Source organism: Serratia sp. LSHTC3 (assembly GCF_057197125.1).
This window is the reverse complement of the sequence record NZ_JBXUNP010000006.1, coordinates 74361-101292: the sequence shown is the minus strand read 5'-3', so window position 1 is coordinate 101292 and position 26932 is coordinate 74361. Positions and strand designations below refer to the sequence as shown.

General features: G+C 61.1%; 22 protein-coding genes. 8 read left to right on the top strand and 14 right to left on the bottom strand.

Translation table 11 applies throughout. The features are described 5' to 3' along the window. Nucleotides 1–88 precede the first annotated feature (88 nt). From fdhE to fdnG, 4 genes are read right to left on the bottom strand one after another with little or no spacing between them, the layout of a single operon-like run. On the bottom strand, nt 89–1018 hold the full coding sequence (fdhE, locus tag AC2CGI_RS20375) for a formate dehydrogenase accessory protein FdhE (RefSeq protein ID WP_004934019.1): 930 nt from the start codon (nt 1016–1018) through the stop codon (nt 89–91). Then, nucleotides 1018–1653: a formate dehydrogenase cytochrome b556 subunit gene (gene fdoI, locus AC2CGI_RS20370; protein WP_004934017.1), complete on the bottom strand. Its 636-nt coding sequence runs from the start codon at nt 1651–1653 to the stop codon at nt 1018–1020. Before fdoI ends, fdhE begins: the two co-directional genes overlap by 1 nt. Beyond that, nucleotides 1650–2552, bottom strand: a complete 903-nt coding sequence (fdxH, locus tag AC2CGI_RS20365; protein WP_004934014.1) for a formate dehydrogenase subunit beta — start codon at nt 2550–2552, stop codon at nt 1650–1652. Before fdxH ends, fdoI begins: the two co-directional genes overlap by 4 nt. Before the next feature lie 12 nt (nt 2553–2564). Beyond that, on the bottom strand, nt 2565–5612 hold the full coding sequence (gene fdnG / locus AC2CGI_RS20360) for a formate dehydrogenase-N subunit alpha (protein WP_130054971.1): 3048 nt from the start codon (nt 5610–5612) through the stop codon (nt 2565–2567). A gap of 416 nt (nt 5613–6028) precedes the next feature. Here fdnG and sodA point away from each other — a divergent pair, with 416 nt between their 5' ends. Then, nucleotides 6029–6649 carry a superoxide dismutase [Mn] gene (gene sodA, locus AC2CGI_RS20355; protein WP_004934003.1) on the top strand — a complete coding sequence of 207 codons (621 nt, stop codon included), beginning with the start codon at nt 6029–6031 and terminating at the stop codon, nt 6647–6649. Nucleotides 6650–6774: 125 nt separating this feature from the next. Further along, nucleotides 6775–8703, top strand: coding sequence for a methyl-accepting chemotaxis protein (locus AC2CGI_RS20350; protein WP_076741170.1), 1929 nt, complete (start codon nt 6775–6777; stop codon nt 8701–8703). Nucleotides 8704–8735: 32 nt separating this feature from the next. On the opposite strand, the gene AC2CGI_RS20345 is transcribed toward AC2CGI_RS20350, so the two are convergent. Then, nucleotides 8736–9350 (bottom strand): histidine phosphatase family protein, encoded by a 615-nt coding sequence (locus AC2CGI_RS20345; RefSeq protein ID WP_031299772.1) that lies wholly within the window; start codon nt 9348–9350, stop codon nt 8736–8738. Between the two features lie 131 nt (nt 9351–9481). On the opposite strand from AC2CGI_RS20345, the gene yiiM reads away from it, so the two are divergent. Both yiiM and AC2CGI_RS20335 read left to right on the top strand, forming a co-directional pair. Then, complete coding sequence (gene yiiM / locus AC2CGI_RS20340; RefSeq protein WP_015376169.1) at nt 9482–10153, top strand: 6-hydroxyaminopurine reductase; 672 nt, start codon at nt 9482–9484, stop codon at nt 10151–10153. A 100-nt stretch (nt 10154–10253) separates the two neighbouring features. Next, complete coding sequence (locus AC2CGI_RS20335; protein WP_021504151.1) at nt 10254–11033, top strand: class I SAM-dependent methyltransferase; 780 nt, start codon at nt 10254–10256, stop codon at nt 11031–11033. 10 nt (nt 11034–11043) lie between these two features. On the opposite strand, the gene AC2CGI_RS20330 is transcribed toward AC2CGI_RS20335, so the two are convergent. Further along, nucleotides 11044–11406 (bottom strand): YibL family ribosome-associated protein, encoded by a 363-nt coding sequence (locus AC2CGI_RS20330; protein WP_015376167.1) that lies wholly within the window; start codon nt 11404–11406, stop codon nt 11044–11046. Between the two features lie 73 nt (nt 11407–11479). Next, entirely contained in the window at nt 11480–12946 is a 1467-nt protein-coding gene (locus AC2CGI_RS20325; protein ID WP_015376166.1) for an aminotransferase-like domain-containing protein, read from the bottom strand. A gap of 142 nt (nt 12947–13088) precedes the next feature. On the opposite strand from AC2CGI_RS20325, the gene AC2CGI_RS20320 reads away from it, so the two are divergent. Continuing rightward, nucleotides 13089–13697: a LysE family translocator gene (locus tag AC2CGI_RS20320; protein ID WP_015376165.1), complete on the top strand. Its 609-nt coding sequence runs from the start codon at nt 13089–13091 to the stop codon at nt 13695–13697. Here the strand turns inward: AC2CGI_RS20320 and AC2CGI_RS20315 are convergent. The 7 genes from AC2CGI_RS20315 to AC2CGI_RS20285 form a co-directional block, all read right to left on the bottom strand. Further along, a complete protein-coding gene (locus tag AC2CGI_RS20315; RefSeq protein ID WP_016929575.1) occupies nt 13694–14245 on the bottom strand; it encodes an MltR family transcriptional regulator in 552 nt (183 codons plus the stop codon). The two genes, AC2CGI_RS20320 and AC2CGI_RS20315, sit on opposite strands and share 4 nt — an antisense overlap. A gap of 94 nt (nt 14246–14339) precedes the next feature. Continuing rightward, nucleotides 14340–15485, bottom strand: a complete 1146-nt coding sequence (locus AC2CGI_RS20310; protein WP_021504154.1) for a mannitol-1-phosphate 5-dehydrogenase — start codon at nt 15483–15485, stop codon at nt 14340–14342. A 58-nt stretch (nt 15486–15543) separates the two neighbouring features. After that, nucleotides 15544–17457 carry a PTS mannitol transporter subunit IICBA gene (locus tag AC2CGI_RS20305; RefSeq protein ID WP_044030181.1) on the bottom strand — a complete coding sequence of 638 codons (1914 nt, stop codon included), beginning with the start codon at nt 17455–17457 and terminating at the stop codon, nt 15544–15546. A 541-nt stretch (nt 17458–17998) separates the two neighbouring features. After that, nucleotides 17999–18718, bottom strand: a complete 720-nt coding sequence (locus AC2CGI_RS20300) for a DUF3053 domain-containing protein (protein WP_015376162.1) — start codon at nt 18716–18718, stop codon at nt 17999–18001. A gap of 331 nt (nt 18719–19049) precedes the next feature. After that, entirely contained in the window at nt 19050–21119 is a 2070-nt protein-coding gene (glyS, locus tag AC2CGI_RS20295; RefSeq protein WP_004933969.1) for a glycine--tRNA ligase subunit beta, read from the bottom strand. Nucleotides 21120–21128: 9 nt separating this feature from the next. Then, nucleotides 21129–22046 (bottom strand): glycine--tRNA ligase subunit alpha, encoded by a 918-nt coding sequence (gene glyQ, locus AC2CGI_RS20290; protein WP_076741171.1) that lies wholly within the window; start codon nt 22044–22046, stop codon nt 21129–21131. 766 nt (nt 22047–22812) lie between these two features. Continuing rightward, nucleotides 22813–24801 carry an autotransporter domain-containing esterase gene (locus tag AC2CGI_RS20285; RefSeq protein WP_044030180.1) on the bottom strand — a complete coding sequence of 663 codons (1989 nt, stop codon included), beginning with the start codon at nt 24799–24801 and terminating at the stop codon, nt 22813–22815. A 196-nt stretch (nt 24802–24997) separates the two neighbouring features. Here AC2CGI_RS20285 and AC2CGI_RS20280 point away from each other — a divergent pair, with 196 nt between their 5' ends. The 3 genes from AC2CGI_RS20280 (at nt 24998) to AC2CGI_RS20270 (ending at nt 26923) form a co-directional block, all read left to right on the top strand. Next, a complete protein-coding gene (locus tag AC2CGI_RS20280; protein WP_004933960.1) occupies nt 24998–25564 on the top strand; it encodes a DNA-3-methyladenine glycosylase I in 567 nt (188 codons plus the stop codon). After that, nucleotides 25561–26013, top strand: coding sequence for an N-acetyltransferase (locus AC2CGI_RS20275; protein WP_015376160.1), 453 nt, complete (start codon nt 25561–25563; stop codon nt 26011–26013). The genes AC2CGI_RS20280 and AC2CGI_RS20275 overlap by 4 nt, the downstream gene beginning before the upstream one ends. Before the next feature lie 247 nt (nt 26014–26260). Further along, nucleotides 26261–26923 carry an OmpA family lipoprotein gene (locus AC2CGI_RS20270; protein WP_004933954.1) on the top strand — a complete coding sequence of 221 codons (663 nt, stop codon included), beginning with the start codon at nt 26261–26263 and terminating at the stop codon, nt 26921–26923. The last annotated feature ends 9 nt before the right edge of the window (nt 26924–26932 follow it).

Here is a 26932-nt window from a genome sequence, read left to right as displayed (position 1 = left end):
TGGCCTAAACGTAGCAACTCGCCCGGGCGATTGCCAGAAGCCCGTTCTGAAATTGCTCATCCGGCCCCGCGCGAACGGGGCCGGGCGGTTACTCCGCCGGGAACAGGAACGGATTGATGCTGCTGCGGCCGAAGCCTTCTTCTTCCATACGGGCGTCCAGCACCAGCGAAGCCAGATCGTCGGCCACCGCTTCGACCTGCGGGTCTTTTTCCTGATAGAGGATCTTCAGGTAAGTGCCGCAGTCGCCGCAGCTCTCCGCCTTCACCGCCGCCTGCTCGCTGTCCAGCGACCAGTAGTTGAGATCGCGAGTCTGCTCGCAGTTGCTGCACTTCACCCGCACCACGTGCCATTCGCTTTCGCACAGGTTGCAGTGCAGGTAGCGCAGGCCGTTGACGGTGCCGATGTGCACCATGCTGGAGACCGGGATGCTGCCGCACACCGGGCAGAACTGGCGCTGCTCGCCGTATTCGGCGCGCGCCTTGCCGGGGATCAGGCTGGCCATCTGCGCCCAATAGAGCGACAGCGCGGCCCAGAGAAACGGCGCCTTCTCGCTGCCTACCTTGCCAAACTCGCGGTTGAGCAAGGCGTCGGCCATCAGCTCCAGCTCGTGCGCCGAGGCCTTCTCCAAGTTGTCCAGCACCGCCAGAATGTGTTCCGGCGCCTGCGGGCGCAGCTCGGCGATCAGCGACGTCAGCAGCTTGCGCCAGTGCTCGCTGCGCGGGAACACGCTCAGATCGAGCGGCGGTTTGCCGCTGGCGGCGCCCTGCGCCAACGCTTCGCTAAGATCGAGCGCCAGCGGGTTATCGTGCAGCGCATGCTGCTGCGCCTGCGCCAGCTCGGCGGCAAAGTTCAGGTAGTCACCCAGCGGGTTGTCGACCGCCAGCTGACGCAGACGTTCGGCGCGGCGGCTGTACAGGCTTTTCAGGTTGGCGAAAAGTAACGGCGGGATGTTCTCCGCCGTTGTGGACTTCTCACGCTGTGCCCCTAACTGCTCTTTAGGAACGATGCGGATACTCATCAGGGTTTATCTTCCTGTCGTTTCTCGCGGACCTCACGGTACCAGCGCGGATGATGTTTCTTGGCCCAGGCCGCCGGCACCCAGCCTTCCACCATCGCGGTAATGGTGCCTTTTACCCACAATGCGGCGTAAATGTGCACCATAATCACGATGATAAGGCCGACCGCGGCCAGCGAATGCACCAGCAGCGCGATGCGGATCAGCGGAATGGAGAACGACGGCGCAAAATACGGCCGCCAGATCACCACGCCGCTGGCCAGCAGCAGCACCAGGCTGATAATCGCCGCCCAGAACACGCACTTCTGGCCGAAATTATAGCGCCCGGTATCACCCACTTCCTCGTTCATGGCGATTTTGTGGATGTTCTTGGCCCAGACGATATCTTCCCGGTTGATCAGGTTGTGCTTCCAGTAGCGCAGGAACATCAGCAGGAACGCGGCGAACATGATCACCCCGACAAACGGGTGCAGAATGCGCGCCAGCTGCGGCGTCCCGAAGATGTTCATCAGCCAGTTGAAGGAGGGGAAGAAGAACCCCAGCCCGCTGATGGCGGCGAACACGAAGCAGAACGCCACGATCCAGTGGTTGATGCGCTCCGGCGCGCTGTAACGCTGAATGGGCTTTTCCTTTCTCATTTGCGCGTCTCCTCGTCGTGCGACTCGTCGTGCTCGTCCTCATCTTCGACGCGGTTAGGCCCGACGCCGACATAGTGGAACACGCTGGCCGCGAAGGTGGCGGCAAAGCCGATGGCCGCCAGGGGTTTCCACACGCCCTTCCAGAAGGTCACCGCCGGGCTGATGCTCGGGTTGTCCGGCAAACCGTGGTACAGCTGCGGTTTGTCGGCGTGGTGCAACACGTACATCACGTGCGTGCCGCCCACCCCCGCCGGATCGTACAGACCGGCGTTCTGGTAGCCGCGGGTATTCAGCTCGCTGACGCGATCCGCCGCCACCTGCTTCATCGCTTCCTTGGTGCCGAAGTGAATCGCGCCGGTCGGGCAGGTTTTCACGCAGGCCGGTTCCTGGCCGACGTCCACGCGGTCGACGCACAGGGTGCACTTGTACACCCGGTTGTCGTCCTTGTTCATGCGCGGCACGTCGAACGGGCAGCCGGCGATGCAGTAGCCGCAGCCGATGCAGTGCTCGGACTGGAAGTCGACGATGCCGTTGGCGTACTGAATGATCGCGCCTTCCGACGGGCAGGCCTTCAGGCAGCCCGGATCGGCGCAGTGCATGCAGCCGTCCTTGCGGATCAGCCATTCCAGCTTGCCGTTTTCCTCCACCTCGGAGAAGCGCATCACCGTCCACGACTTGGCGGTCAGATCGGCGGGGTTATCGTACACCCCGACGTTGTGTCCCACTTCGTCGCGGATGTCGTTCCATTCGGAACAGGCCACCTGACAGGCCTTGCAGCCGATACAGGTGGTGACATCGATCAGTTTGGCCACTTCTTCCTGGTGGTCACGGGCGCGCGGCGCCGGCGTGAAACCATTGGTGGCGGATTTACGAATGATGTCTTGAGATTGCATGGCCATAATTCGTCTCCGTTACACCTTTTCCACGTTGACCAGGAACGCCTTGAACTCCGGCGTTTGCGTATTGGCGTCGCCGACGAACGGCGTCAGCGTGTTGGCGATAAAGCCTTTCTTCGCCACCCCTTCGTAACCCCAGTGGATCGGGATGCCGATGGTGTCGACTTCCTGGCCGTGCACCTGCAGCGTGCGAATACGCTTGGTCACCACCGCCTTGGCCTTGATGTAGCCACGGTTGGAGCTGACTTTCACGGTATCGCCCTGCTTGATGCCCTTCTTCTCCGCCAGCTTTTCGCCGATTTCCACGAACTGTTCCGGCTGGGCGATGGCGTTCAGCCGCGCGTGCTTGGTCCAGTAGTGGAAGTGCTCGGTCAGACGATAGGTGGTGCCGACGTAAGGGAACTTGTCGGATTTGCCCATCGCCGCCAGATCGTCCTTGAACACGCGCGCCGCCGGGTTGGACACCACGTTCGGGTGCAGCGGGTTGGTGCCGAGCGGCGTTTCGAACGGCTCGTAGTGTTCAGGGAACGGCCCTTCCGCCATCTTGTCGGTGGCGAACAGGCGGCCCATGCCTTCCGGCTGCATGATGAACGGCCCGACGTCGCTGCCCGGCGCGGCGGTGCTGTAGTCCGGGATATCGGCCCCGACCCACTTGGCGCCGTCCCACTCCAACAGCTGGCGTTTCGGATCCCACGGTTTACCCTGCGGATCCGCCGAGGCGCGGTTGTACAGAATGCGGCGGTTGAGCGGCCATGCCCAGGCCCAGCCCAGCGTATTGCCGAGGCCGGACGGATCGGCGTTGTCGCGCCGCGCCATCTGGTTGCCGGCCGGCGTCCAGCTGCCGGCGAAGATCCAGCAGCCGCTGGCGGTGGTGCCGTCGTCGCGCAATTGCGCGAACGAGCTGAGCAGTTCGCCTTTTTTCACCAGCACTTTGCCGTCGGCATCCAGCAGATCCGCCAGCGCCTTGCCGTTGTTCTCCTGCGCCACCTCTTCCGGCGCCGGGTTGTCCGGCGTCAGGTAGTCCCAGGTCATGTTCAGCACCTGCTCAGGCACCGCGCCACCGTCGCGCGCATACATCTCGCGCAGGCGGCTGAAGATGCCCGCCAGGATCTCGCCGTCGTTCAGCGCTTCACCCGGGGCGTCCGCGCCTTTCCAGTGCCACTGCAGCCAGCGGCCGGAGTTGACGATCGAGCCGTTCTCTTCGGCGAAGCAGGTAGACGGCAGGCGGAACACTTCGGTCTGGATCTGCGACGGATCCACTTCGTTGAACTCGCCGTGGTTCTGCCAGAAGTTGGAGGTCTCGGTGTTCAACGGATCGATGGTCACCAGGAACTTCAGCTTGGACAGTGAAGCCACCACCTTGTTTTTGTTCGGGAACGACGCTACCGGGTTAAAGCCCTGGCAGAAGTAGCCGTTGACCTTGCCCTGCGCCATCATCTCGAAGTACTGCAGCACGTCGTAGCCTTTGTCCCACTTCGGCAACCAGTCAAAGCCCCAGCTGTTGTCCTTCTGCGCCTTGTCGCCGTAGAAGGTCTTCATCATGCTGACGAAGAATTTCGGGTAGTTGCCCCAGTAGTTCACCTGGCCCGGCAGCAGCGCCTTCGGCGTGTTAGCCTTCAGGTAGGTCTCGAGATCGGTCTGTTTCTCCGACGGCAGCGTCAGGTAGCCCGGCAGGCTCTGCGACAGCAGGCCGAGATCGGTCAGACCCTGGATGTTGGAGTGGCCACGCAGCGCGTTGACGCCGCCGCCCGCCATGCCCATGTTGCCGAGCAGCAGCTGGATCATCGCCATGGTGCGGATGTTCTGTGCGCCGACCGAGTGCTGAGTCCAGCCCAAGGCGTACAGGAACGAGGCGGTCTTATCCGCCACGCAGGTTTCGGCGATGTATTCGCACACCTTGAGGAAATCGTCCTTCGGCGTGCCGCAGATGTTGCTCACCACGTCAGGCGTGTAGCGGCTCACGTGCAGCTTCAGCAGGTTCCACACGCAGCGCGGATCCTGCAGCGTGACGTCGCGCTTGGCGAAGCCGTTCTCGTCGAACTGGTAGTTCCAGGTGGTTTTGTCGTACTTACGGTTTTCCGCGTCGTAGCCGCTGAACAGGCCGTCTTCGAAGGCAAAGTCTTCCCGCACCAGCAGGCTGGCGTTGGTGTAGGCCTCGACGTATTCGCGGTTAAATTTGTTGTTAGTCATCAGATACAGCAACACGCCCGACAGGAAAGCGATGTCGGTCCCGGAGCGGATCGGCGTGTAGAAGTCCGCCACCGATGCGGTTCGGGTAAAGCGCGGATCGATCACGATCAGCTTGGCATTGTTGTGTATTTTGGCTTCCATCGCCCAGCGGAACCCCACCGGATGCGCTTCCGCCGCATTACCGCCCATGACGATAATCAAATTCGCGTTCTTGATATCAACCCAGTGGTTGGTCATCGCACCGCGACCAAATGTTGGAGCAAGACTTGCTACCGTTGGTCCGTGTCAGACACGCGCCTGGTTGTCTACGGCAAGCATGCCGAGAGCGCGACTAAATTTTTGCGACAGAAAACCGGTTTCGTTGCTGGCGGCCGAGGCGCACAGCATGCCGGTGGTCAGCCAGCGGTTGACGGTAACGCCCTGGTCGTTGGTTTTGATGAAGTTGGCGTCACGGTCTTCCTTCACCAGCTTGGCGATGCGGGTAAAGGCGTCGTCCCAGCTGATGCGCTGCCATTTGTCCGACCCTGGCGCCCGGTATTCCGGGTACTTGAGGCGGCTTTCGCTGTGGATGAAGTCAACCAGGCCGGCGCCTTTCGGGCAAAGCGCGCCGCGGTTTACCGGGTGATCCGGATCCCCTTCGATATGGAAAATGCTTTCTTTGGCGTTTTTGGCGCCATCACCAAGGCTGTACATCAACAGCCCACAGCCGACGGAACAATACGTACAGGTATTACGGGTCTCGCGGGCGCGCAGCAGTTTGTACTGCCGGGTTTCCGCCAACGCCACTTCGGGGGCAAAGCCCAGCGCGGCCACCGTCGTTCCTGCCATACCGCCAGCGCAGATCTTAAAGAACTGCCTTCTGCTGACCTGCATGGGGGTCTCCTTTACTCTCGATTGTCACATTGTTCAAATGCGCCTGCCCGCTAGCGCGGCAAACGCGAATGTCACTGTTGTTATGCTTGCTACGAACGCCGGCCATATTACCACAGCGTGCTTGTGGTTGTTACACACTCGTGCTCATTCAGTGAACGCATTGGCACATTTCGATACATTTCGGCGTTGGCGCTCCCTACAGTATAGAGAGTAACCAACGCGCCGGGGCGGCGGTTCGACGCGGCTCCCCAGCGCCCTCTTCTATCAGCATGTTAACGCAACGATTTGTTTATTAACCACACAGTTCACAGGGCATTGATAATCATTTTCAATATCATTTAATTAACTATAATGATCCGACTGCTTACGCGGTGCTCGCCCTTTGCGCCGCCCATACACCACTGGAGATGATGATTATGAGTTATTCACTGCCATCCCTGCCGTACGCTTACGACGCACTGGAACCGCATTTCGACAAGCAGACGATGGAAATCCATCACACCAAACACCACCAGACCTACGTCAACAACGCCAACACCGTGCTGGAAGCCTACCCTGAGCTGGCTAAATACAGCGTTGAAGAGCTGATCCAGGATCTGGATAAAGTGCCTGCCGACAAACGCACCTTCATGCGCAACAACGCCGGCGGCCACGCCAACCACAGCTTCTTCTGGAAAAACCTGAAAACCGGCACCACGCTGGGCGGCGATCTGAAAGCGGCCATCGAGCGCGATTTCGGCAGCGTTGAGAAATTCCAGGAAGAGTTCGAGAAAGCCGCAGCCACCCGCTTCGGTTCCGGTTGGGCCTGGCTGGTGCTGAAAGACGGCAAGCTGGCCGTAGTGTCTACCGCCAACCAGGACAGCCCGCTGATGGGCGAAGCCGTCGCCGGCGCTTCCGGTTTCCCAATCATCGGCCTGGACGTGTGGGAACACGCTTACTACCTGAAATATCAGAACAAACGCCCTGACTACATCAAGGCGTTCTGGAACGTGGTCAACTGGGATGAAGCCGCCGCGCGCTTCGCCGCGAAGAAGTAATTCGCCCCCGTTGATGAAGATGCCCGCCGCCGGCGGGTATTTTTTTGCCTGAAATCCGCTAAAGTTTGACCACTTCCTGCCGATGGTTTGTTCAATTGACGTTCGCCCGGAGAAGGAAAAACGCTATGGCGGCATTGCAAGCATTGGCAGGAAAGTTCACTCATCTCACCGTAGGTAAAAAGCTCGGCCTCGGCTTCGCGCTGTTGCTGCTGTTGGCGGTCGTTATCGCCGGCACCGGAGCGCAATATCTGCACATCATCGAATCCCGCGCCGATCGCATCGACTTCAGCAACCGGCTGAACGAGGAGATCAACCAGGCCAAATACAACCGCGCCATGTACGGCCAGACCTACCAGCCGGAGTATCTGCAGAACAACCGCGCCAATATTGAAAACGCCGTCAAACTGATAGATCAGGGGCAGGCGCTGGACTGGGACGCCCAAAGCCGCAAGGATCTGCAGCGTCTGGTGACGCTGATCGGGGAATACCAGCAACAGCAAAAAATCTTTGAGCAGGCGGTCTCGGCGAAAGACGCGGTGCGCCAGAGCTGGAACATGTCGGAAGTGCAGGCCAGCCTGAGCCAGGTGGAGCGCCAGCTCACCAACGGCGATCTGCAGTTGGCCTTCATCCAGCTGAACCAGAAGCTGACCCAGGTGCGCTACGGCGCGCGCGGTCTGCTGCTGAGCCTGAACAAGGAAACCGAAGCGCCGCTGATGGCGGCCATCGATGACGCGCGCGACGCGGCCAACGCCTTGAGCCGCCGGGTCAGCGACGCGCAGCGCCCGCAGCTGCAGCCGCTGCTGGCCGCCCTGGACGATTACAAAAACCGCATCGCGGCCTACCTACCGGCCTATGAGCACGAGCAGCAGATCAGCCGACAGCTCGGTGAACGCGCGCATGAGATCGGCACGCTGGTGAACGCCTTTATGCAGGACGAACTGGCGCAGACGCGCAGCAACATCAACCTGGCGCAGCTGCAGATGGGCATCACCACCCTGATCGCGATTATCGCCGGAGTGCTTATCGCCTGGCGTATCACGCTGCAGATCACCCGTCCGCTGCACAGCACGTTGGCGATGGCGGAACGCATCGCCGGCGGCGATCTGCGCCAGGCGCAGACCAGCACCCGCCGCGATGAGTTGGGGCAGCTGCTGAACGCGGTGGCGGCCATGAGCCAAAACCTGCGCACCATGATTGAGAAGATCCAGATGGGGGTCAGCCAGGTCTCCACCGCCTCCGCGGAAATCGCCGCCGGCAACACCGATCTCTCTTCCCGCACCGAGCAGCAGGCGGCGGCGGTCGAGGAAACCGCCGCCAGCATGGAACAGCTGACCGCCACGGTGAAACAGAACGCCGACAACGCCCATCACGCCAATCAGCTGGCCACCGACGCCTCGCAGACCGCGCAACAGGGCGGCAAGCTGGTGGAGAACGTGGTCAGCACCATGCGCGATATTTCCAGCAGTTCGCAGCGTATCGCCGAAATTACTACCCTGATCAACGGCATTGCCTTCCAGACCAACATCCTGGCGCTCAACGCCGCGGTGGAAGCAGCGCGCGCCGGCGAACAGGGACGCGGCTTCTCGGTGGTCGCCAGCGAAGTGCGCAGCCTGGCAAGCCGCAGCGCCCAAGCGGCGAAGGAGATCGAAGGGCTGATCGCCGAATCGGTCAGCCGGGTGAAAACCGGCACCGAACTGGTGGAAAGCACCGGCAATACCATGGAGCAGATCGTCCGCTCGGTCACCCACGTGCGCGACATCATGGCCGAGATCGCCGCCGCCTCCGATGAACAGACGCGCGGCATCGCCCAGATTGGCCAGGCGATCGTCGAAATGGACCATACCACTCAGCAGAACGCCGCGCTGGTGGAAGAGTCCGCCGCCGCCGCCGATTCGCTGGAAGAGCAGGCCGACATGCTGTTGCAGAGCGTTTCGGTGTTCCGTTTGGCGGAGCAGACCGAACCCGCCGCCGTGAAAGCCGCCGCGCCGAAAGCGTCGGCCGTAAAACCCGCGGCCGCCAACGCCGCAGCGGAAGATAACTGGACCACCTTCTGACGCCCTCAGGCGAGGAATATCCGTTCCTCGCCCTATCTTTGTGGCAACAGGTGGGTCGCGACTCCCCAATTCAACAAGTTAAAACCAGAGGCGGTCGCATCAAGCATTGCGTAGCCGCAATTGCGATGACCGTATCTGCGGAGGTCCTCCTGCGGGTCAGCCCCTTTAAGCCACCAAATCAGTGCCTGCAGAGCATGGCCGTGCGTAACCACACCAAGCGTTTGATTTTGTCCATCGACAGCCAGATCGGACAGACAAGCCATCAGGCGCCAGGCAACCTCATAAGCATTCTCCCCTCCCGGAGCCGACGCCTCTGCCTTACCGGCAAAGAGGCACTGCGTCGCTTCTGGATAATCGCGCATGGCCTGCGCATAAGATAATCCTTCCAGTCGGCCAAAATCTTGCTCCTGCAAACGCTCATCCATTTGCACAGTGCAGCCACATCTCTCAGCCAACGTCTCCGCTGTCGTAAAAGCCCGACCAGCCGGTGAACTGATCAACAAAGTGACCGATAACATTTGCAAGCGAGCGCCAAGCCCAGCGATTTGACGTCGCCCCTCTTCTGTCAGCGGACTGTCACTTCGCCCCTGAATAATCCCCGAGCGGTTCCATTCTGACTCCGCATGCCTCAATACAATGAAACGCATGGTTTTTTCTCGACGATAAAAGCCTAAATATAGACAGGAAAAACACATCCTTCCGTACAGGTAAACGCCGGGTAGTGTACGAGAACAACTCAGGCTATGCTGAGCCCTCGACGCGAGACACGGAGGCGCACATGCATCACCCAGACGTTTACATCGGCAGCATCCAACCCTATGAAGGCGGGCGCCCCAGCGCCATCGCCAAACGCCAGGTGGATGGCGCCATCCGGCTCACGCCGCTCGGCCTGGAAGGCGACGAACAGGCCGAAAAAAGCTACCACGGCGGGCCGGACCGCGCGCTGTGTCACTACCCGCGCGAGCATTATGCCCACTGGCGCGAGCAGTTTCCGGCGCAGGCCGAGCAATTTTGCGCCCCGGCCTTCGGCGAGAATATCTCCACCGAAGGGCTGACCGAACACAATGTGTTTATGGGCGACATCTTCCGCTGGGGCGAGGCGCTGATCCAGGTCACCCAGCCGCGCTCGCCGTGCTTCAAGCTCAATTATCACTTCGCCATCGAGGACATTTCGGTGCTGATGCAGCAAAGCGGCCGCTGCGGCTGGCTGTATCGGGTGGTGTCGCCGGGCGCGGTCAGCGGCGATCGCCCGCTGGCGCTGGCGGCGCGCAACAGCGATGTGTCGGTGGCCGAAGCCATCGCCATCGCCTGGCATATGCCGTTCGATGCGGAACAGTATCGCCGTCTGTTGGCGGTGGCCGGCCTCTCCGCCAGCTGGAGCAAGACCATGCTCACGCGGCTCGCCGAAGGGCGCCTTGAGGATTTCAACCGCCGCCTGCTCGGCCGTTGAACGCGCGAGCGGAAAATGAAAAACGTGCGCCGAATGCCGCGTTAACCCTTTTCTTCCGCCTATACTGTAGCCGCACGTTTTTTCAGCCAGGAGCCAGGATATGACCACCCCGACCCATTCGATTCATCACGCCGCCGCCGAGGGCTATCAGGCCAATGCCGATCGCTATGTGAAAGGCCGGCCGGATTACCCGCCGGAAATCGCCGTCTGGCTGCGTGACGTCATCGGCCTGCACGCCGGCATGACGGTCATCGATCTCGGCGCCGGTACCGGCAAGTTCACCCCGCGCCTGCTGGAAACCGGCGCGCAGGTGATCGCCGTCGAACCGGTGCCGCAAATGCTGGAAAAACTGTCGGCGGCGCTGCCGCAGGTGAAAACGCTGGCGGGCACCGCCGACGCGATCCCGCTACCGGACGAGTCGGTGGATGCCGTGGTGTGCGCCCAGTCCTTCCATTGGTTCGCCACGCCGCAGGCGCTGGCGGAAATCCAGCGCATTCTCAAGCCCGGCGGCAAACTCGGCCTGGTGTGGAACATGCGCGATGCGCGCGTCGGTTGGGTGCGTAAACTGAATCAGATCGTCGATAGCCACGAAGGCGATGCGCCGCGTTTCTATACCGGCGAATGGCGCAAATTCTTCCCGTTCAAAGGCTTTGAACCGCTGCAGGAGCAGGTGTTTATGCTCGGCCACCGGGGGGCGGTGGAGGACGTGATCTACAACCGGGTACGTTCAACCAGCTTTATCGCCGCGCTGCCGCAGGCGCAACAGGAGCAGGTTATCGATCGGTTGCGCCAACTGGTGGCGGAAGAAGAGGAACTGCGGGGCCAGGACACGGTCACCGTGCCCTATCAGACCAAGGCGTATTTCACCACCAAGGTCTGACGCCCGGGATTCAGAACGCTTTCTTGGCGTAGCCGGTGACCGCTTTCAGGCCCATCTCGCGGCCCAGCGCGGTCATCGGGTGCACTACGATCAGCCCGCGCGCGCTTTTCTTCAGCGCGCCCATATCGGCCTGCTCTTTCTTGGTGATCTCGCGGCTGAACGGCAGCTGGCTCAGCTTCTGCGCTTCGGCGCTCAGCTTCTCGCCGCGCACGTTTTTCAGGCGCTCGATCTCCGTCGCCAGCTTCTCTTTCTCTTTGGTGTGCTGCGCGATCAAGTCAGGGTTGCCCTGTTGGATCACGGTGGCGTCTTTGTGGTTCAAGGCGTCCAGCAGGTCGCTCAGGCGCTTGATCTCTGCCTTTTCTTTCTCTTTCATGGTCTCTGGCCCATTGTGCCCAAAATGGCACGCTAATCAATGATACCGGCATTGTAGCAAAAGGCGCGCGCCGTTACCCGTCCTGCGCAATGCCGGGCGGCAGGCCGCTCATCTCGCAGGCCCTGGCGCCGAGCCGAGCCAGCGCCTGGGTGTAGCGCGCGTTGAACGGGTAGCAGCAGGAGAGCCGCAGCGCGTTGCGGTAGCGCCCGCTCGGGGAATACAGGGTGCCCGGCGTCAAACAGATCTGCTCCTCAAGCAGCTGATGGAACAGCGCCACGCTGTCCACGCCGGGGGGGAATTCGACCCAGAACACGAAGCCGCCCGCCGGCTGCGTGGCCAGCGTGCCGCGCGGGAAATGCCGGGCGATCAGCGCCCTCGCCTCGTCGACCTGCGCCGCATAGCGCTTGCGCAGGTTGCGCAAATGGTGATCGTAGCCGCCGCTCTCCAGGAAGGTCGCCAGCGTTTCCGACAGCAGCTGCGACTCGGACATCGACGACACCGCCTTCAGCTTGCGCAACGCCTCGTGAAAACGGCCGCCGCAGATCCAGCCGACGCGAAAATCCGGCGCCAGCGTTTTGGTGAAGCTGGAGCAAAACAGCACCCAGCCGTCGCGATCGAACGCCTTCACCGCCGGCGACAGCGCCCCGCCGAACTGGATCTCGGCATACAGCCCGTCTTCAATCAACGGCACCTGATGATCGTTCATCAGCCGCGCCAGCCGCTTTTTCGCCGCCAGCGGCATGGTGCAACCCAGCGGGTTTTGCACCGTCGGCATGGCGATCACCGCATTCAGCCGCTTCTCGTTCAATAGCAGCTCCAGCGCGTCCAACGACAGCCCCAGCTGCGGATCGGTAGGGATTTCCAGCGCTTTCAGTCCCAGGCTGGCCAGCAGCGGCAGCAGGTAAAAGTAGGTCGGCGACTCCAGCCCGACGCAGTCGCCCGGTTGGGTGGTGACGCGCAGCGCCAGCTGCAGCGCTTCCATGCAGCCGTGGGTCAGCACCACGTCGCCCGGCTCCAACAGCATGCCGAGCGTCATTGAGCGGCGGGCGATCTGCTGACGCAGCCGCAGGCTGCCGGGCGGCAACGGATATTGTCCGATCAGACCCGGCTGGCGGCGCAGTTGGGAAGACAGCATGCGCCCCAGTTTGCCGCCGGGATAAAAGTCGCTGGTCTGCGGGCAGGCCAGCGCAATGTTGGTGAAGGCCGGGTTCTGCTGGGCGGCGAACACCGTATCGATCAACGCCAGCACGTCGTCCGCCGGCGGTTCGATGCGGCCGCTGGGCGCCGAGGCCATCTTCAGCGCCGGCAGCGTGCTGCGGACATAAAACCCCGACTGCGGCCGCGCTTCGATCAGCCCGCGATCCTCCAGCGTGCGGTAAGCCGACACCACGGTATTGATGCTGACGCGATGGGTTTGCGCACAGCGCCGCACCGAAGGCAAGCGGTCGCCGGGCTGCAGCGTGCCGCGGCGAATGGCTTCGGCCAGCGTATCCGCCAGCTGCAGGTAACGGGTATCCGGGGTTTCATCGAGCAAGGTCACAGTTTCTCTCCAGGCAATGGGTACAGTTTACATTTCACACAACTGTAACCATGACAATATCCGATTTGTGGTTCTGTCACCATCCCATCGCAGCGATTATGCTGATCCTCTCGTTATCACCGTCATTTTCAAGGAACCTGCCATGCTGGACTCCGCCTTTGTCAGCTACGTCACCGTCATGTCGATCACCCCCGGCCCCAACAACCTGCTGCTGGCCTCGTCGGGCGTCAACTTCGGCCTGCGCCGCACCCTGCCGATGCTGTTCGGCATCTGCGTCGGTTGTGCAGTACAGCTGGCGATCATTATCCCGCTGCTGGCGCTGGCGCTGAGCTGGGCCGGCGTCATCCGCTTCCCGCTGGCGGTGATCGGCTGCGCCTACCTGCTGTGGCTGTCGTGGAAACTGTTTCAGGCGGCCTCGCCGGACGCCAAAGAGCAGGCGCAGCCGATGAGCCTGCTCAACGGCGCGCTGTTTCAGGCGGTCAACCCCAAGGCCTGGCTGATGGTGATCAACGTGGCGATCCTGTTCACCCCGCGCGAAGGCGCCACCTTTGTCCATACGCTGTCTATCATCGCCGGTTTCGCGTTGCTGAACTTGCCGTGCGTGCTGCTGTGGGCGGTGTTGGGTGACCGGTTGCGCAACGCGCTGCGGGTCACCTGGAAACTGCGCGCCTTCAACGGCGTGATGTCCGGGCTGATGGCCGCCACCGCGCTGTGGTTGCTGTTCGACGAATGGCGCGCGGCCTTCGCTTAGCCGCGGCCGAGAGGAGAGAGTCGGGAAGGTTGTTTGGCACCGATGCCGGCGATCAGGTCGGTAATGGACAGCACCATGGTGGAGCGCACCATCTGCTGATAGCGCTGACGCTGCATGGCGATCAGCGCTTCATCCGCCTCGCCCGGCTGCAGGAAGGTCGGCACCGGCGGCAACGCGGCCACGCAGTGCAGCTCGCCGAACGGCCCGAGGATTTCGTCGTCGACGAAGCGGTATTCCGAACCGTCGTGGTTCAGCTCTTCGCGCATCGCCATCAGCAGCTCGGCGTCTTCATATTCGTGGCGGGAAATCACCCCCAGCCCGTACATCAGCTTCAGGCGCACCGACAGCTCCCCCAGCGGGCCGCTGCCGGACAATAGCGGTTCGACGGCATATTTCACCGCATAGTCGTCCTTGCGGAATACCTGCACCACCAGCACGTTGAGCGCTTCCGCCAGCAGCTCTACCGCCGCGATCAGGAAGCTGCGCACCGTTTTGCCCGCGTTCAGCTTTTCCAGAACCTGGTTTTCAAATGCCTGTGCTTCTTCCATCGTCGCTTTTCGAAAGGCGTGGGGAGGGCCGTCGATGCCGAACTCGGGTTCCAGGAGCGCAGCAAGCTGCGCTCGGGTGTTCATCATCACGATTCTACTTGTGCATGGCGTTATACACAGCAACGGCCTCTTCTACAACCTCGCTTTCCGCCGGCAGGCCGGAAATTTGCGCCAGCGCGGCTTTCGGCCCGAGCGTGTTCAGCAATTCCGCCAACTCCAGCGCCTGCGGATCCTGTTCGCTGCGGTAACTCATGGCGGCGGCGATGCCCTGGATCAGGTTGGCATGCGGCAGGCCGTATTCCAGCGTGCCCAGCAGCGGTTTGATCAGGCGATCGCCGGCGCTCAGCTTGCGCAGCGGCTGGCGCCCTACGCGCTCGACGTCATCGTGCAGATACGGGTTTTCGAAGCGGCCGAGAATTTTGTTGATGTAGGCGGCGTGCTTGTCGGCGTCGAAGCCGTAACGCTTGATCAGCACCGCGCCGCTCTCTTCCATCGCCCCTTTCACCACGCGGCGGATCGCCGGGTCGAGAATGGCGTCGCGAATGGTTTGCAGCCCGGCCCGTTGGCCGAGGTAGGCGGTGATCGCGTGGCCGGTGTTGAGGGTGAACAGCTTGCGCTCGACGAAGGCCATCAGGTTATCGGTCAGCTCCATGCCGGCGATCGCCGGAGGCTGGCCTTTAAACTGCGTCTGATCGACGATCCATTCGCTGAAGGTTTCCACCGTCACTTCCAGCGGATCGCTGCTGTCCGCCGGCGGCACGATGCGATCGACCGCCGAATCGACGAAGCCGACGTGCTGCTCAACCCATGCCTGCTCGTCCTGCGGCAGCGCGGCAAACACGTGCTGCTTCAGCTGGCTGGTGCCGCGCACCATGTTCTCACAGGCGATGATGTTCAGCGGCTGCACATTGCCCTGCTGATGGCGCAGCACCAGCCCTTTGGCGATCGTGCCGGCGATTTTGGCGAGAATTTGCGGGCCAACGGCGGTGGTCACCAGATCCGCCTCGGCGATCAGCGCCACCGCGGCTTCGCTGCCGCTGTTGACGGCGCTGACGTTGTTGACGCTCTCTACGCGCTCTTGCTCGCCCACCACGTGCACCTGGTAGCTTTTACGGCTGTTCAGCAGATCCAGCACCGTTTGATTGACGTCGGCGAAGGTCAGCTCAACCCCGGCGTCCGCCAGCAGCTTGCCGATAAAACCGCGGCCGATGTTCCCTGCGCCAAAATGTAATGCTTTCATAACTCTACCTTCTTAATGTCGAAGGGTGCAGCACGCTGCACCCTTGAAAATGATTCTGTTATCCGGCTTTTTTGCCGCCGAGCAGGTCCAGCACTTCCTGAACGCTGGTGGTATTCGCCAGCCGCTCGATCACGCTCTCGTCATCCAGCGCGTTGGTCAGGCTGGTGATCACCTGGATATGCTCGTTGTTGCGCGCGGCGATGCCGATCACCAGACGGGCCACTTCATCCTCTTCATCGCCGAAGCGCACGCCCTGCGGGTATTGGCAGAACACCACGCCGGTACGCAGCACCCGGTCTTTGGCCTCGATGGTGCCGTGCGGCACGGCGATCGATTCGCCCAGGTAGGTGGAGGTGAGCTTTTCGCGCTCCAGCATCGCCGGCACGTATTCCGGCTCAACGTAGCCGCCCTTCACCAGTTGCTCGCCGGCGAAGCGGATCGCCTGCTCTTTGTCGCTGGCCTGCAGGTTGAGGAACACGTTGCTCTCGCTTAGCTTGAACAGCCCCGGTTCGCCGGCCTCTGCAGCCGCGTGCGCGCCGCTCTGCGGGGCCGCTGCGGCAGCGGTGTTCACCGCCAGCAAACGCTCGACCAGATCGCCATACAGCTTGCTGTCGAGGAAGTTAGTCAGCGAAATGTGCTGGGCCTGCGGCGCATGGCGCATCGCGCGCTCGGTCAGATCGCGGTGGGTGATCACCAGATCCACATCGTCCGGCAGGCTGTTGATGGCGCTGTTGGTCACCGAGATGTTCTTCAGCCCGGCGTCGGCCACTTTCTTGCGCAGTACCCCGGCGCCCATGGCGCTGGAGCCCATGCCCGCATCGCAGGCGACGATGATTTTGCGCACGGTGCTCAGATCGCCATCGACCGCCGCCGGCGCGGCCGCGCCGCCCTTGGACTGCGATTTCATCTCTTGCACGCGGCGGGTCGCGGCTTCCAGATCGTCATCCTCTTTCACCTTGGAGGTTTTCAACAGGAAAGCGGACACCACGAAGGAGACGGCAAAGGCTGCGCACACCGCCGCAATGTTGGCGAAGTAGGCGCCTTTCGGAGTCATCGCCAGCACCGCCAAAATCGACCCCGGGGAAGCCGGAGACACCAGGCCGCCGTTCAGCATCGTCAGGGTGAATACGCCGGTCATGCCGCCCAGGATCACCGCCAGCAGCAGACGCGGGTTCATCAGCACGTACGGGAAGTAGATTTCGTGGATGCCGCCCAGGAAGTGAATGATCGCCGCACCGCCGGCGGATTGCTTGGCGCTGCCGCGGCCGAAGAACATGTAGGCCATCAGCACGCCCATGCCCGGGCCTGGGTTGGCTTCGATCAGGAAGAACACCGATTTGCCGGCTTCCGTCGCCTGCTGGATGCCCAGCGGCGAGAAGATGCCGTGGTTGATGGCGTTGTTCAGGAACAGGATTTTCGCCGGTTCAACGAAGATGGACGCCAATGGCAGCAGGTTGTTCGTCACCATCACGTGCACGCCCGCCGCCAGCAGCTTGGAAAGCACCTCCACCAGCGGCCCGATGCCCAGGAAGGCCAGGATCGCCAACAGCATGCCGATGATGCCGGCGGAGAAGTTGTTCACCAGCATTTCAAAGCCGCTTTTGATCTTGCCGTCCACCCAGCGGTCGAAGTGCTTGATGGCCCAGCCGCCCAGCGGACCGGCGATCATCGCGCCGAGGAACATCGGCATGTCGGCGCCGACGATGACGCCCATGGTGGTGATGGCGCCGACCACGCCGCCGCGATCGCCGCCCACCAGCCGCCCGCCGGTATAACCGATCAGCAGCGGCAGCAGGTAGGTGATCATCGGGCCGACCAGCTTGGCTAAGGTCTCATTCGGCAGCCAGCCGGTTGGAATGAATAGCGCGGTGATAATCCCCCAGGCGATAAAGGCGCCGATGTTGGGCATCACCATGTTGCTCAGGAAGCGGCCAAAGTTTTGCACTTTAACCTTGATGTCTGGTGAAAACATAAAACACACCCCTATTGTTACGCGCTGACAATAGAGCGCGTGATTATTGTTGTGACGATCCAGCCGTGTTGCCGCTGTATGCGAAACGGACTCTATCACGCTGTTTTTGTCACGCGAACTTCACGAATTTTTTGTGACACAAGTCACACACAACACCCCAACAACCCCTCATTTATGGTGATAAAGATCACATTTATGGCGTGTAAAAAAAGCACAGTGAGAAAAAAATCGCCCAAAAACCGACAATAAAGTGATTAATGTCACATTTTTAACTTGGTTGTTTGTTTTTAAATTGTGATAAACATCACAATTTATTTTTAGCTGCAGCGCCCGAACGCGACGCTCTGTTTGATCTTCCCTGTGAGCACTCATCCCGCCGGGAACTAGCGAAGTGATGAATGAAAGAAAACTACAATGCCGAATGAATGGATTAATTGAAGTGTAGTACAGAAGCCTGCGTAATAAACCAGCAAGCTATTGGAAACGCTGAGGGGAAATAAAACAGGCCGGCAATGCCGGCCTGTAGATCGTCGTAGGCGCGTTATTGCGTCACGCTTTGAATGGCTTTCTGCGCATTCACCAGGTTCTGCTGTTTGGCCACCAGATTCGACATCATGGTGTTGTACTGCGCCACCTGCTGCGCGGTGCGGAACTGCACGCCGTTGTTGTTGAAGCTGACCTGATTGCCCTGGCTCTGCAGGAAATCGCCAACCTGCACCAGATCCTGCACAAAGCTGGCGGTGGTCGGGATTGCCGGCATCAGGGCGTTGGCTGGCGCGGTGACGATTTTGTCATAGGCCTGGTTATACACCGCCTTCAGATCGTCGGGCTGTTTCAGCGCCGTGCGGGCGGTATCCGCCTGCGACTTGGCGGACTGGATCTGCTGGCCCAGCAGGTTCAACGCCCCGACCGATTGCTGCAACGCATCGCGTTTGTTCAGATAGTCCTGTGCGGTGCGGATCTGGTTAATCTGATCCAGCGCTGGCGTCAGGCTGGCGCCGACCGACTTGGACAGCTGCTGTGAAAAGCCGACCAAAATCGCGTAATCGCCGGCATAGTTGCCGAACTTCTGCTTCTGGTCTTCGCTCAGCGTGGGGATGTTCGCCCCGCTGCGCATCACGGTATTCTGTAAGTAATCAATGAATGCTTTGCGCTGTTCCGGCTCTTTATCGCCGCAGGCGGTCAATTGCATGACCACCAACAATGCCAATACCGGTGCCAACCAACGCGCGAAACCTCTGCTCTGGATCCCTACCGCCATGTGACATAACTCCTGTTATAAACCTGCTTTTTCATTGGACTCCGCCCCTTTTTCCGCACTCCGTGCGCCTATAAGAATAGATCAACTGGCGGCGTTCCGATACGCGATTCCGTTTGCGGTGAACATTGTCTCGGCCGGAGGCGGTTGAACATCGTGCGCAAAACGCACTGAGGTTCATTGCCGTCGGCGACCGGATGCTTCAATTTCCCCAAGTCGCCCCCCAAGTCGCCCCCCAAGTCGCCCCCCAAGTCGCCAGGCGACCTTGCCTTCGCACCCAGGAAACGGAAATAAAAAAGGCGCCCGCAGGCGCCTTTTCACAGCACAGAGCCGTTTACTGCAGTACGGAGATATCCGCCACCTGCAGGAACAGTTCACGCAGTTTGCTCAGCAGCGTCAGACGATTCACGCGCACTTCCGCATCGTCCGCCATTACCATCACGTTGTCGAAGAACGCATCCACCGGTTCACGCAGCGCAGCCAGTTCCACCAGCGCTTCCTGGTAATTGCCCGCCGCGAAGTACGGCTGCAGCTTGTCGCGCAGCACCACCAGGTGGGTCGCCAACTGGATCTCCGCCGCGTCCTTCAGCACCGAGGCGCGCACGCTGTCGTTCAGCGTTTCGGTAGATTTGGCCAGGATATTGGAGACGCGTTTGTTGGCCGCAGCCAACGCCGCCGCTTCGTCCAGCGTGCGGAAGTGGGATACCGCCTTGACGCGCGCGTCAAAGTCGGCCGGCTTGGTCGGACGGCGCGCCAGCACCGCCTGAATGGTATCGACCGCGTGGCCTTCTTCCTGATACCAGGCGCGGAAGCGGCCCAGCATGAATTCCACCACCTCATCGACCACTTTGGCGTTGGTCAGCTTGCTGCCGTACAGGCGCACCGCCTCTTCGGTCAGGGTCTGCAGATCCAGCGGCAGGTTTTTCTCGACGATGATGCGCAGCACGCCCAGCGCGGCGCGGCGCAGCGCGAACGGGTCTTTATCGCCTTTCGGATGCTGCCCGATGCCGAAAATGCCGGCCAGGGTGTCCATCTTGTCGGCGATCGCCAGGGAACAGGCCACCAGCGACTGCGGCAGCGCATCGCCGGCGTAGCGCGGCTGATACTGCTCGTTCAGCGCAACGGCGACGTCTTCCGCCTCACCGTCGTGGCGCGCATAGTGCATGCCCATCACGCCCTGGGTGTCGGTGAATTCGAACACCATGTTGGTCATCAGGTCGCACTTCGACAGCAGGCCCGCGCGGGTGGCGTGGTTGACGTCGGCGCCGATCTGGCCGGCAACCCAGCCCGCCAGCGCCTGAATGCGATCGGTCTTGTCGCGCAGGGTGCCCAGCTGCTGTTGGAACAGCACGGTTTCCAGGCGCGGCAGGTTGTCTTCCAGACGTTTCTTGCGATCGGTGTTGAAGAAGAACTCGGCATCGGCCAGGCGCGGACGCACCACCTTCTCGTTACCGGAAATGATCTGCTGCGGGTCTTTCGACTCGATATTGGCCACAAAGATAAAGTTCGGCAGCAGTTTGCCCGCGGCGTCGTACACCGGGAAATACTTCTGATCGCCCTTCATGGTGTACACCAGCGCTTCCGCCGGCACCGCCAGGAATTTCTCTTCGAATTTGGCGGTCAGCACCACCGGCCATTCCACCAGCGAGGCCACTTCTTCCAGCAGGCTGTCGCTCAGATCGGCCTTGCCGCCAATCTTCTGCGCCGCCAGCTCGGCGTCGCGCTTGATGAGCGCTTTACGCGCTTCGTAGTCGGCGACCACTTTGCCGCGCTCCAGCAGGATCTGCGGGTATTGGTCGGCGTTGTCGAGGGTAAACTCGGCTTCGCCCATGAAGCGGTGGCCACGCACGGTGCGCGCGGATTCGATGCCCAGCACGGTGCCCGGGATCAGATCGGCGCCCAGCAGCATCGTAACGGTGTGCACCGGACGCACGAACTGCACGTCGGAGTCGCCCCAACGCATCAGTTTCGGGATCGGCAGTTTAGCCAGCGCGGTGCTGACCATGCCGGCCAGCAGTTGTTGCGCCGACTGGCCTTTGACGTGGGCGCGGTACATCAACCACTCGCCCTTGTCAGTCACCAGGCGTTCAGCCTGATCGACGGTGATGCCGCAGCCGCGCGCCCAGCCTTCGGCCGCTTTGCTCGGTTTGCCTTCGGCGTCGAACGCCTGGGCGATCGCCGGGCCGCGTTTTTCAATTTCGCGATCGGCCTGCGCCGCGCTCAGGTTAGCCACTTTCAGCGCCAGGCGGCGCGGTGCGGCGAACCAGCTCACTTCACCGTGTTCCAGGCCGGCGTTGTCCAGCTCGGCGGTGAAGTTGGCGGCGAAAGATTCCGCCAGGGAACGAAGAGCCTTCGGCGGCAGCTCTTCCGTGCCGATTTCCACCAGGAAAGTCTGTTGAGTCATGGCTGCCTCTTAGTTCTCGTTCTTCTTGTTGCACATCGGGAAGCCCAGCGCTTCGCGGGAAGCGTAGTAGGCTTCGGCAACGGCTTTGGTCAGCGTGCGGATGCGCAGAATGTAGCGTTGGCGCTCGGTCACCGAAATCGCCTTGCGCGCATCCAGCAGGTTGAAGGTATGGCCCGCCTTCAGGATGCGTTCGTAGGCCGGCAGCGGCAGCGGTTTTTCCAGCGCCAGCAGCGATTGGGCTTCTTTCTCGTACCGCTCGAAGCAGGAGAACAGGAAGTCGACGTCGGCGTATTCGAAGTTGTAGGTGGACTGCTCCACTTCGTTCTGATGGAACACGTCGCCGTAGGTGGTGACGCCCAGCGGGCCGTTGCTCCACACCAGATCGTACACGCTGTCCACGCCCTGGATGTACATCGCCAGACGCTCCAGACCGTAGGTGATCTCGCCGGTCACCGGCTTGCACTCCAGGCCGCCGACCTGCTGGAAGTAAGTGAACTGCGTCACTTCCATGCCGTTCAGCCACACTTCCCAACCCAGGCCCCAGGCGCCGAGCGTCGGGTTTTCCCAGTTGTCTTCCACGAAGCGAATGTCGTGGATGGTCGGATCCAGACCCAGCTCTTTCAACGAGCCCAGGTAGAGTTCCTGAATGTTGTCCGGCGATGGCTTAATCACCACCTGGAACTGGTAGTAGTGCTGCAGACGGTTCGGGTTTTCGCCGTAGCGGCCGTCGGTCGGGCGGCGAGATGGCTGCACATAGGCGGCGGCCATCGGCTCCGGCCCCAGTGCGCGCAGGCACGTCATCGGGTGTGAGGTTCCCGCGCCGACTTCCATGTCCAATGGTTGAACGATGGTGCAGCCCTGGCGCGCCCAATAATCCTGCAGTGTCAGGATCAGGCCCTGGAAGGTCTTGGTATCAAACTTTTGCATGTTGAATTCGCACGCGATACAAGTGGATTTAGATGGAATGAGCCAGTATACCCGTTGACCGTAAGATATACAGCCAGAATCCGGCAACAAGTGCGAATCGGGGCGAGAAACGCTGGATTTTCGCGCGCGGCGCGCGCAGGACAGGGCGCCGGTTAGCCGGCTAATTTCACCGGCGACGAACGGGGCGAAAATACGACCCGCCAAAAACATTAGAATAACTTAACAAAAAACGAGACTAATCGTTGCTTAAATCGTCACTTATTCGCCCGCAGCTCCTGTTCTCACCAACCCTATTTACGCAGATTGAAATGCACACATGCTTATATTTGCCACAGGGCAAAGTTACGCCAATGTTATTTTTGTTAATTTTATCAACTAAAAAACTCGCCTCACCGGCAGATAATGTGACTAACCGCCAAATTATTTCTTATATCGTGAAAAATAAGGAGAGATCACGCGATGGGCCGCGGCAGCGACTCGAGGAGAAACAAGCGGATATGTAATACGCCAACAATGAGCCACATAAACCCATTGACAGTTAATCTTTGGTTATACAATAATAATTAAAATTTTCCCTGGTGTTGGCCAAGTGGCTACCTGATCCTTTCATAGGATCAGTTTTTTTTTGTATTTCCGTCAGCATCATGACGGCCCGCATAATTAATTCCCGTCCGCTTCCTCTTAATTAGCTTCCCTTATAAGAACGTATCGCTTACGCAATGCCATTTAGCGCGCCTTTGGCAAACGCGCTCTGCAGGCACCCCATTCAAAAACGCGCGCTGACGCCGACGTTATACATAAACTGCTCGCCGCTGCTCAGGCCGCCGGTTTGCGAGACGGTGGCGAAGGCCGACACCCTGTCCGTCAACGGCATGTTGGCCCCGAGCGTGACATCCACCCAGTTTTTGTCCTGGCCCGCACTGTCGCGAGTAAATGAGGTTTGCGTCGATTTCAGGCCGCCGCCGGCGCGGTAGACGTCATCGCCGAACTGATGCTGATAACTCACTTCCGCATAAGGGTTAAACACGCCGAATTGCGTATCCAGCCGCCAACCCAACGCACCGATCTGCGAGTGGTAGGTTTGATCGTTGAAGCGCATGGCGGTGCTGTCATCGCCGTCTTCGCTGTAACCGGAAACGCGGCTGTAATCCCAGGCGAACTGCGCCACCGGCCCGGTGGTCAGGTAAGAAGCGATCGGGAAGTCATAGCCGGCGGTCACGCGCGCCCCCCACTGCCTGCCGGAGGTTGAACCGGTTTCGGTGCGCGTCAGCGGCCCCAGCCGCATGCTGCGGCGGATGTCGTCATAATCCATCGTCGCATAGTGCAGATCGGCGTTGACCCAACCGTGCTCGAATATCGCCAGTGAACTGAAAGCCGAGAGCAGCAGCCCGCGCGCCTTGTAATCAAAGCGGCTGGAAGGATGCTGATCGTCGTTGGAACCGGCGATCAACGCACCGATCAACCAGCTGTCGGTCAGCTGATAGTCCACGCCGACGGTCAGGTTGTGGGTGGTAGCGTTGCCGTCCCCCGCGGCCCGGTTATCGGCATAGTCGTAGTGCTGGCCGGCGTAACCGCCGAACACGCCCAGCGAACCCTGCGGGTTGTCGCCGTTGCGCAGCTGCTGGAAGCGGCTGTCGAGCGTGGCGCGGCTGTCACGCGCCATCGCCGCCGTCGCCTGATTCAGCGCCACCACCTGCGCCGGGCCATCCAACACCGCCTGGATATAATCCGCAATCAGCAGATGCGCCTGTGGGCTGGGGTGGAAATGGTCGGAGAACAGATAGGACTGGCCGGCGTCGAAGCCGGGCATGTCGGAACGGCAAACCGCCGAGGAAACGCCCGGCGGGCAAGCCATGCCGGCGGTGTTGGCGAAGCCGAACTGCGCCGGATTGGCGATCGCTTCGGCGAACAGCTTGTTGACGTCCACCCGCACGATATTGCCGCTCCCCTGCGCCAGCAAACGGTCTTCGCTTTGATTATAGAAATCGGTCAGCTGAGCGGCCTGCGCGCTCAGGCCGTCATACGCCGCGATAAGCTGCGCGGCGATCGCCTGCTGCACCTGAGGAATGGCGCTGCCCTGCTTCGCCGCAGCGGCCAACGCTGCGTGGATCGCCTGCGTGCGTGAAGCGTTGTCCGGCGTCGCCACCGAATTAAGCGTGGCATAGGCCGCCTGGATCGCCGCCCCCTGCACCGGAGACAGCGCCTGTTGAATGATCAATTCCATCAGCTGCGGCGTGGAGCCGATGTTCGGCACCGTCGGCACGATCACCGTGCCGGCACCGGCGTTCAGCAGCGAATGCACCTGCGCGGCCGCCGCGGCGGCGCTGTTATAGGCCACGCCGGGCGCGGTAGCGGCATTCAGCGCCGCCGCCGCCAGATCGTTGCCGCCGATCCAATGAATATACAAACCGTCGCCGTCGGCCTGGCCATTGACCCGGTTCAGATAGCGCTGCACCTGCTCCTGGGTGTTGTCGGCCGGGTTCAGGCCCGGCACCGCCACGGCGCCGCCGGCGGCGTAGTTCTCACCGCCGTTGTCCGAAGCCACCAGCGCCGCCCCGATGCGTTGCGCCAACGCTTCGTCGTACAGCAGGTGCTGGCTGCCGTCATAGGTGAACCGGCCGTTGTTGCCGGTATCGCTCAGGCTGTCGCCAAAGACGTAGAGTTGATCGTACGCCTGAGCCGGAAGGGTCACACTGCAAAGTAACGCCACTGCAAGCGCCGCCGGGCGGGGCATGCACGTTATTTTTAGAGGCATGAATCGACTCCTGAGAGCCTGCAAATGAAGGCCATGTCGTTTTTATCGCTGGTCAGTTTTCCACCGGCCATGTAGTAACTATTGTCGGCTTTTTCGTCACGTCAAGCGGGCTGATGACAAAACAATCAGAGACTTGCCAAGTTCGGCGCTTCGAGCGATGATTACTGTTCATAAACACAGCATAAGGACATTCAGGATGGCAGACGAACGTTGCGGTTGGGTGACGGCCGATCCGTTGTATCTCGAGTATCACGACAAGGAATGGGGCGCGCCCACCACCGACGCGCGCGAGCTGTTTGAAATGTTGTGCCTCGAGGGGCAGCAAGCCGGCCTTTCCTGGATCACCGTCCTGAAAAAGCGCGAGAACTACCGCCGCGCTTTCCACGGTTTCGATCCGCAGCGGGTCGCCGCCATGACCGAACAAGACGTGGAAAACCTGCTGCAGGACAGCGGCATCATCCGCCATCGCGGCAAGATAGAAGCCATCATCACCAACGCCAAGGCCTATCTGGCGATGGAGGCGGCCGGGGAGAATTTCGTTACCTTCATTTGGGACTTCGTCGGCGGCCGGCCGCAGCTCAACCGCTGGCAAGCGCTGAACCAGGTGCCGGCCAAAACCGAGCAGTCCGACGCCATGTCCAAGGCGCTGAAAAAGCGCGGCTTCAAGTTTATCGGCTCCACCATCTGTTACGCCTTCATGCAGGCCAGCGGGCTGGTGAACGATCATCTCACGGGGTGCATGTGTTACCCAAAGCCACGGTGATCCGCCCCTGTGGCCCGGAGGATATCGAACGGCTGATGGCGCTGTGGCTGCCCAGCACCATCGCCGCCCATCCGTTCGTGGCGGAAAAATACTGGCGTGAGAGCGCCGCGCTGGTGCGGGAAAACTACCTGCCGCGCGCGCAAAGCTGGGCCTGCTGGCACGAAGGCGAGATCGTCGGCTTTATCAGCGTGCTGGACGAGCAGTTCATCGGCGCGCTGTTTGTCGATCGGGCGTTTCACGGCCGCGGCGTCGCCCAGGCGCTGATGACGCACGTGCAACAGCGCTACCGCCGACTCAGTCTGGAGGTGTACCAACAGAACCTGCGCGCCTGCGCGTTCTACCACAAGCACGGCTTTCAGATAACGCAGCGCCTGTTCAATGATGAAACCCAGGCCTATACGCTGATCATGAACTGGCCGGCAGTCGAAAACTCAACCGGTTACGCTTAAAAAAGGCGCATCCGCACCCCGGATGCGCACAATTAGGAATCCGCTGCATGGCGCCGCCCGGCGTTTTGCCGCATAACTCCCCCAGCACTTACCCGCGCTCATCATTTGTCACGTTTTTCTCCGGAACTGCCGGCGAAAGCGCGCGTCATAGGTAGCGCGGCGATGCGGGCTCCCTGCGTCACCCACTTTTTTGCGTCCCCGCTTTGGGCCGGCGCGTACAGATTCTGATGCCATTAAGGACAAGAACATGAAAAAACGCATTGCAATTATTGCCGGCGCCGTGAGCCTTACGCTCGCGCTGTCGGCCTGTACCACCAACCCTTACACCGGTGAATCCGAAGCCGGCAAATCCGGCATCGGCGCAGGCCTCGGCGCCGCACTGGGCGCCGGCGTCGGCGTGCTGTCCTCTTCCAAGAAAGATCGCGGCAAGGGTGCGCTGATCGGCGCAGCGGCCGGTGCAGCCCTCGGCGGCGGCGTAGGCTATTACATGGACGTGCAGGAAGCCAAACTGCGCGACAAGATGAAAGGCACCGGCGTCAGCGTCACCCGTCAGGGCGACAACATCGTGCTGAACATGCCGAACAACGTGACCTTCGACAGCAGCAGCGCCACGCTGAAACCGGCGGGCGCCAACACCCTGACCGGCGTCGCCATGGTGCTGAAAGAGTATCCGAAAACCGCGGTCAACGTGGTCGGCTACACCGACAGCACCGGTTCCCGTTCGCTCAACATGAACCTGTCGCAGCAGCGCGCCGACGGCGTAGCCAGCGCGCTGATCACCCAGGGCGTGGCGGCGAACCGTATCCGCACCACCGGCGCCGGCCCGGACAACCCGATCGCCTCCAACAGCACCGCGGAAGGCAAGGCGCAAAACCGCCGCGTCGAGATCACGCTCAGCCCGCTGCAGTAATCCCGTGCG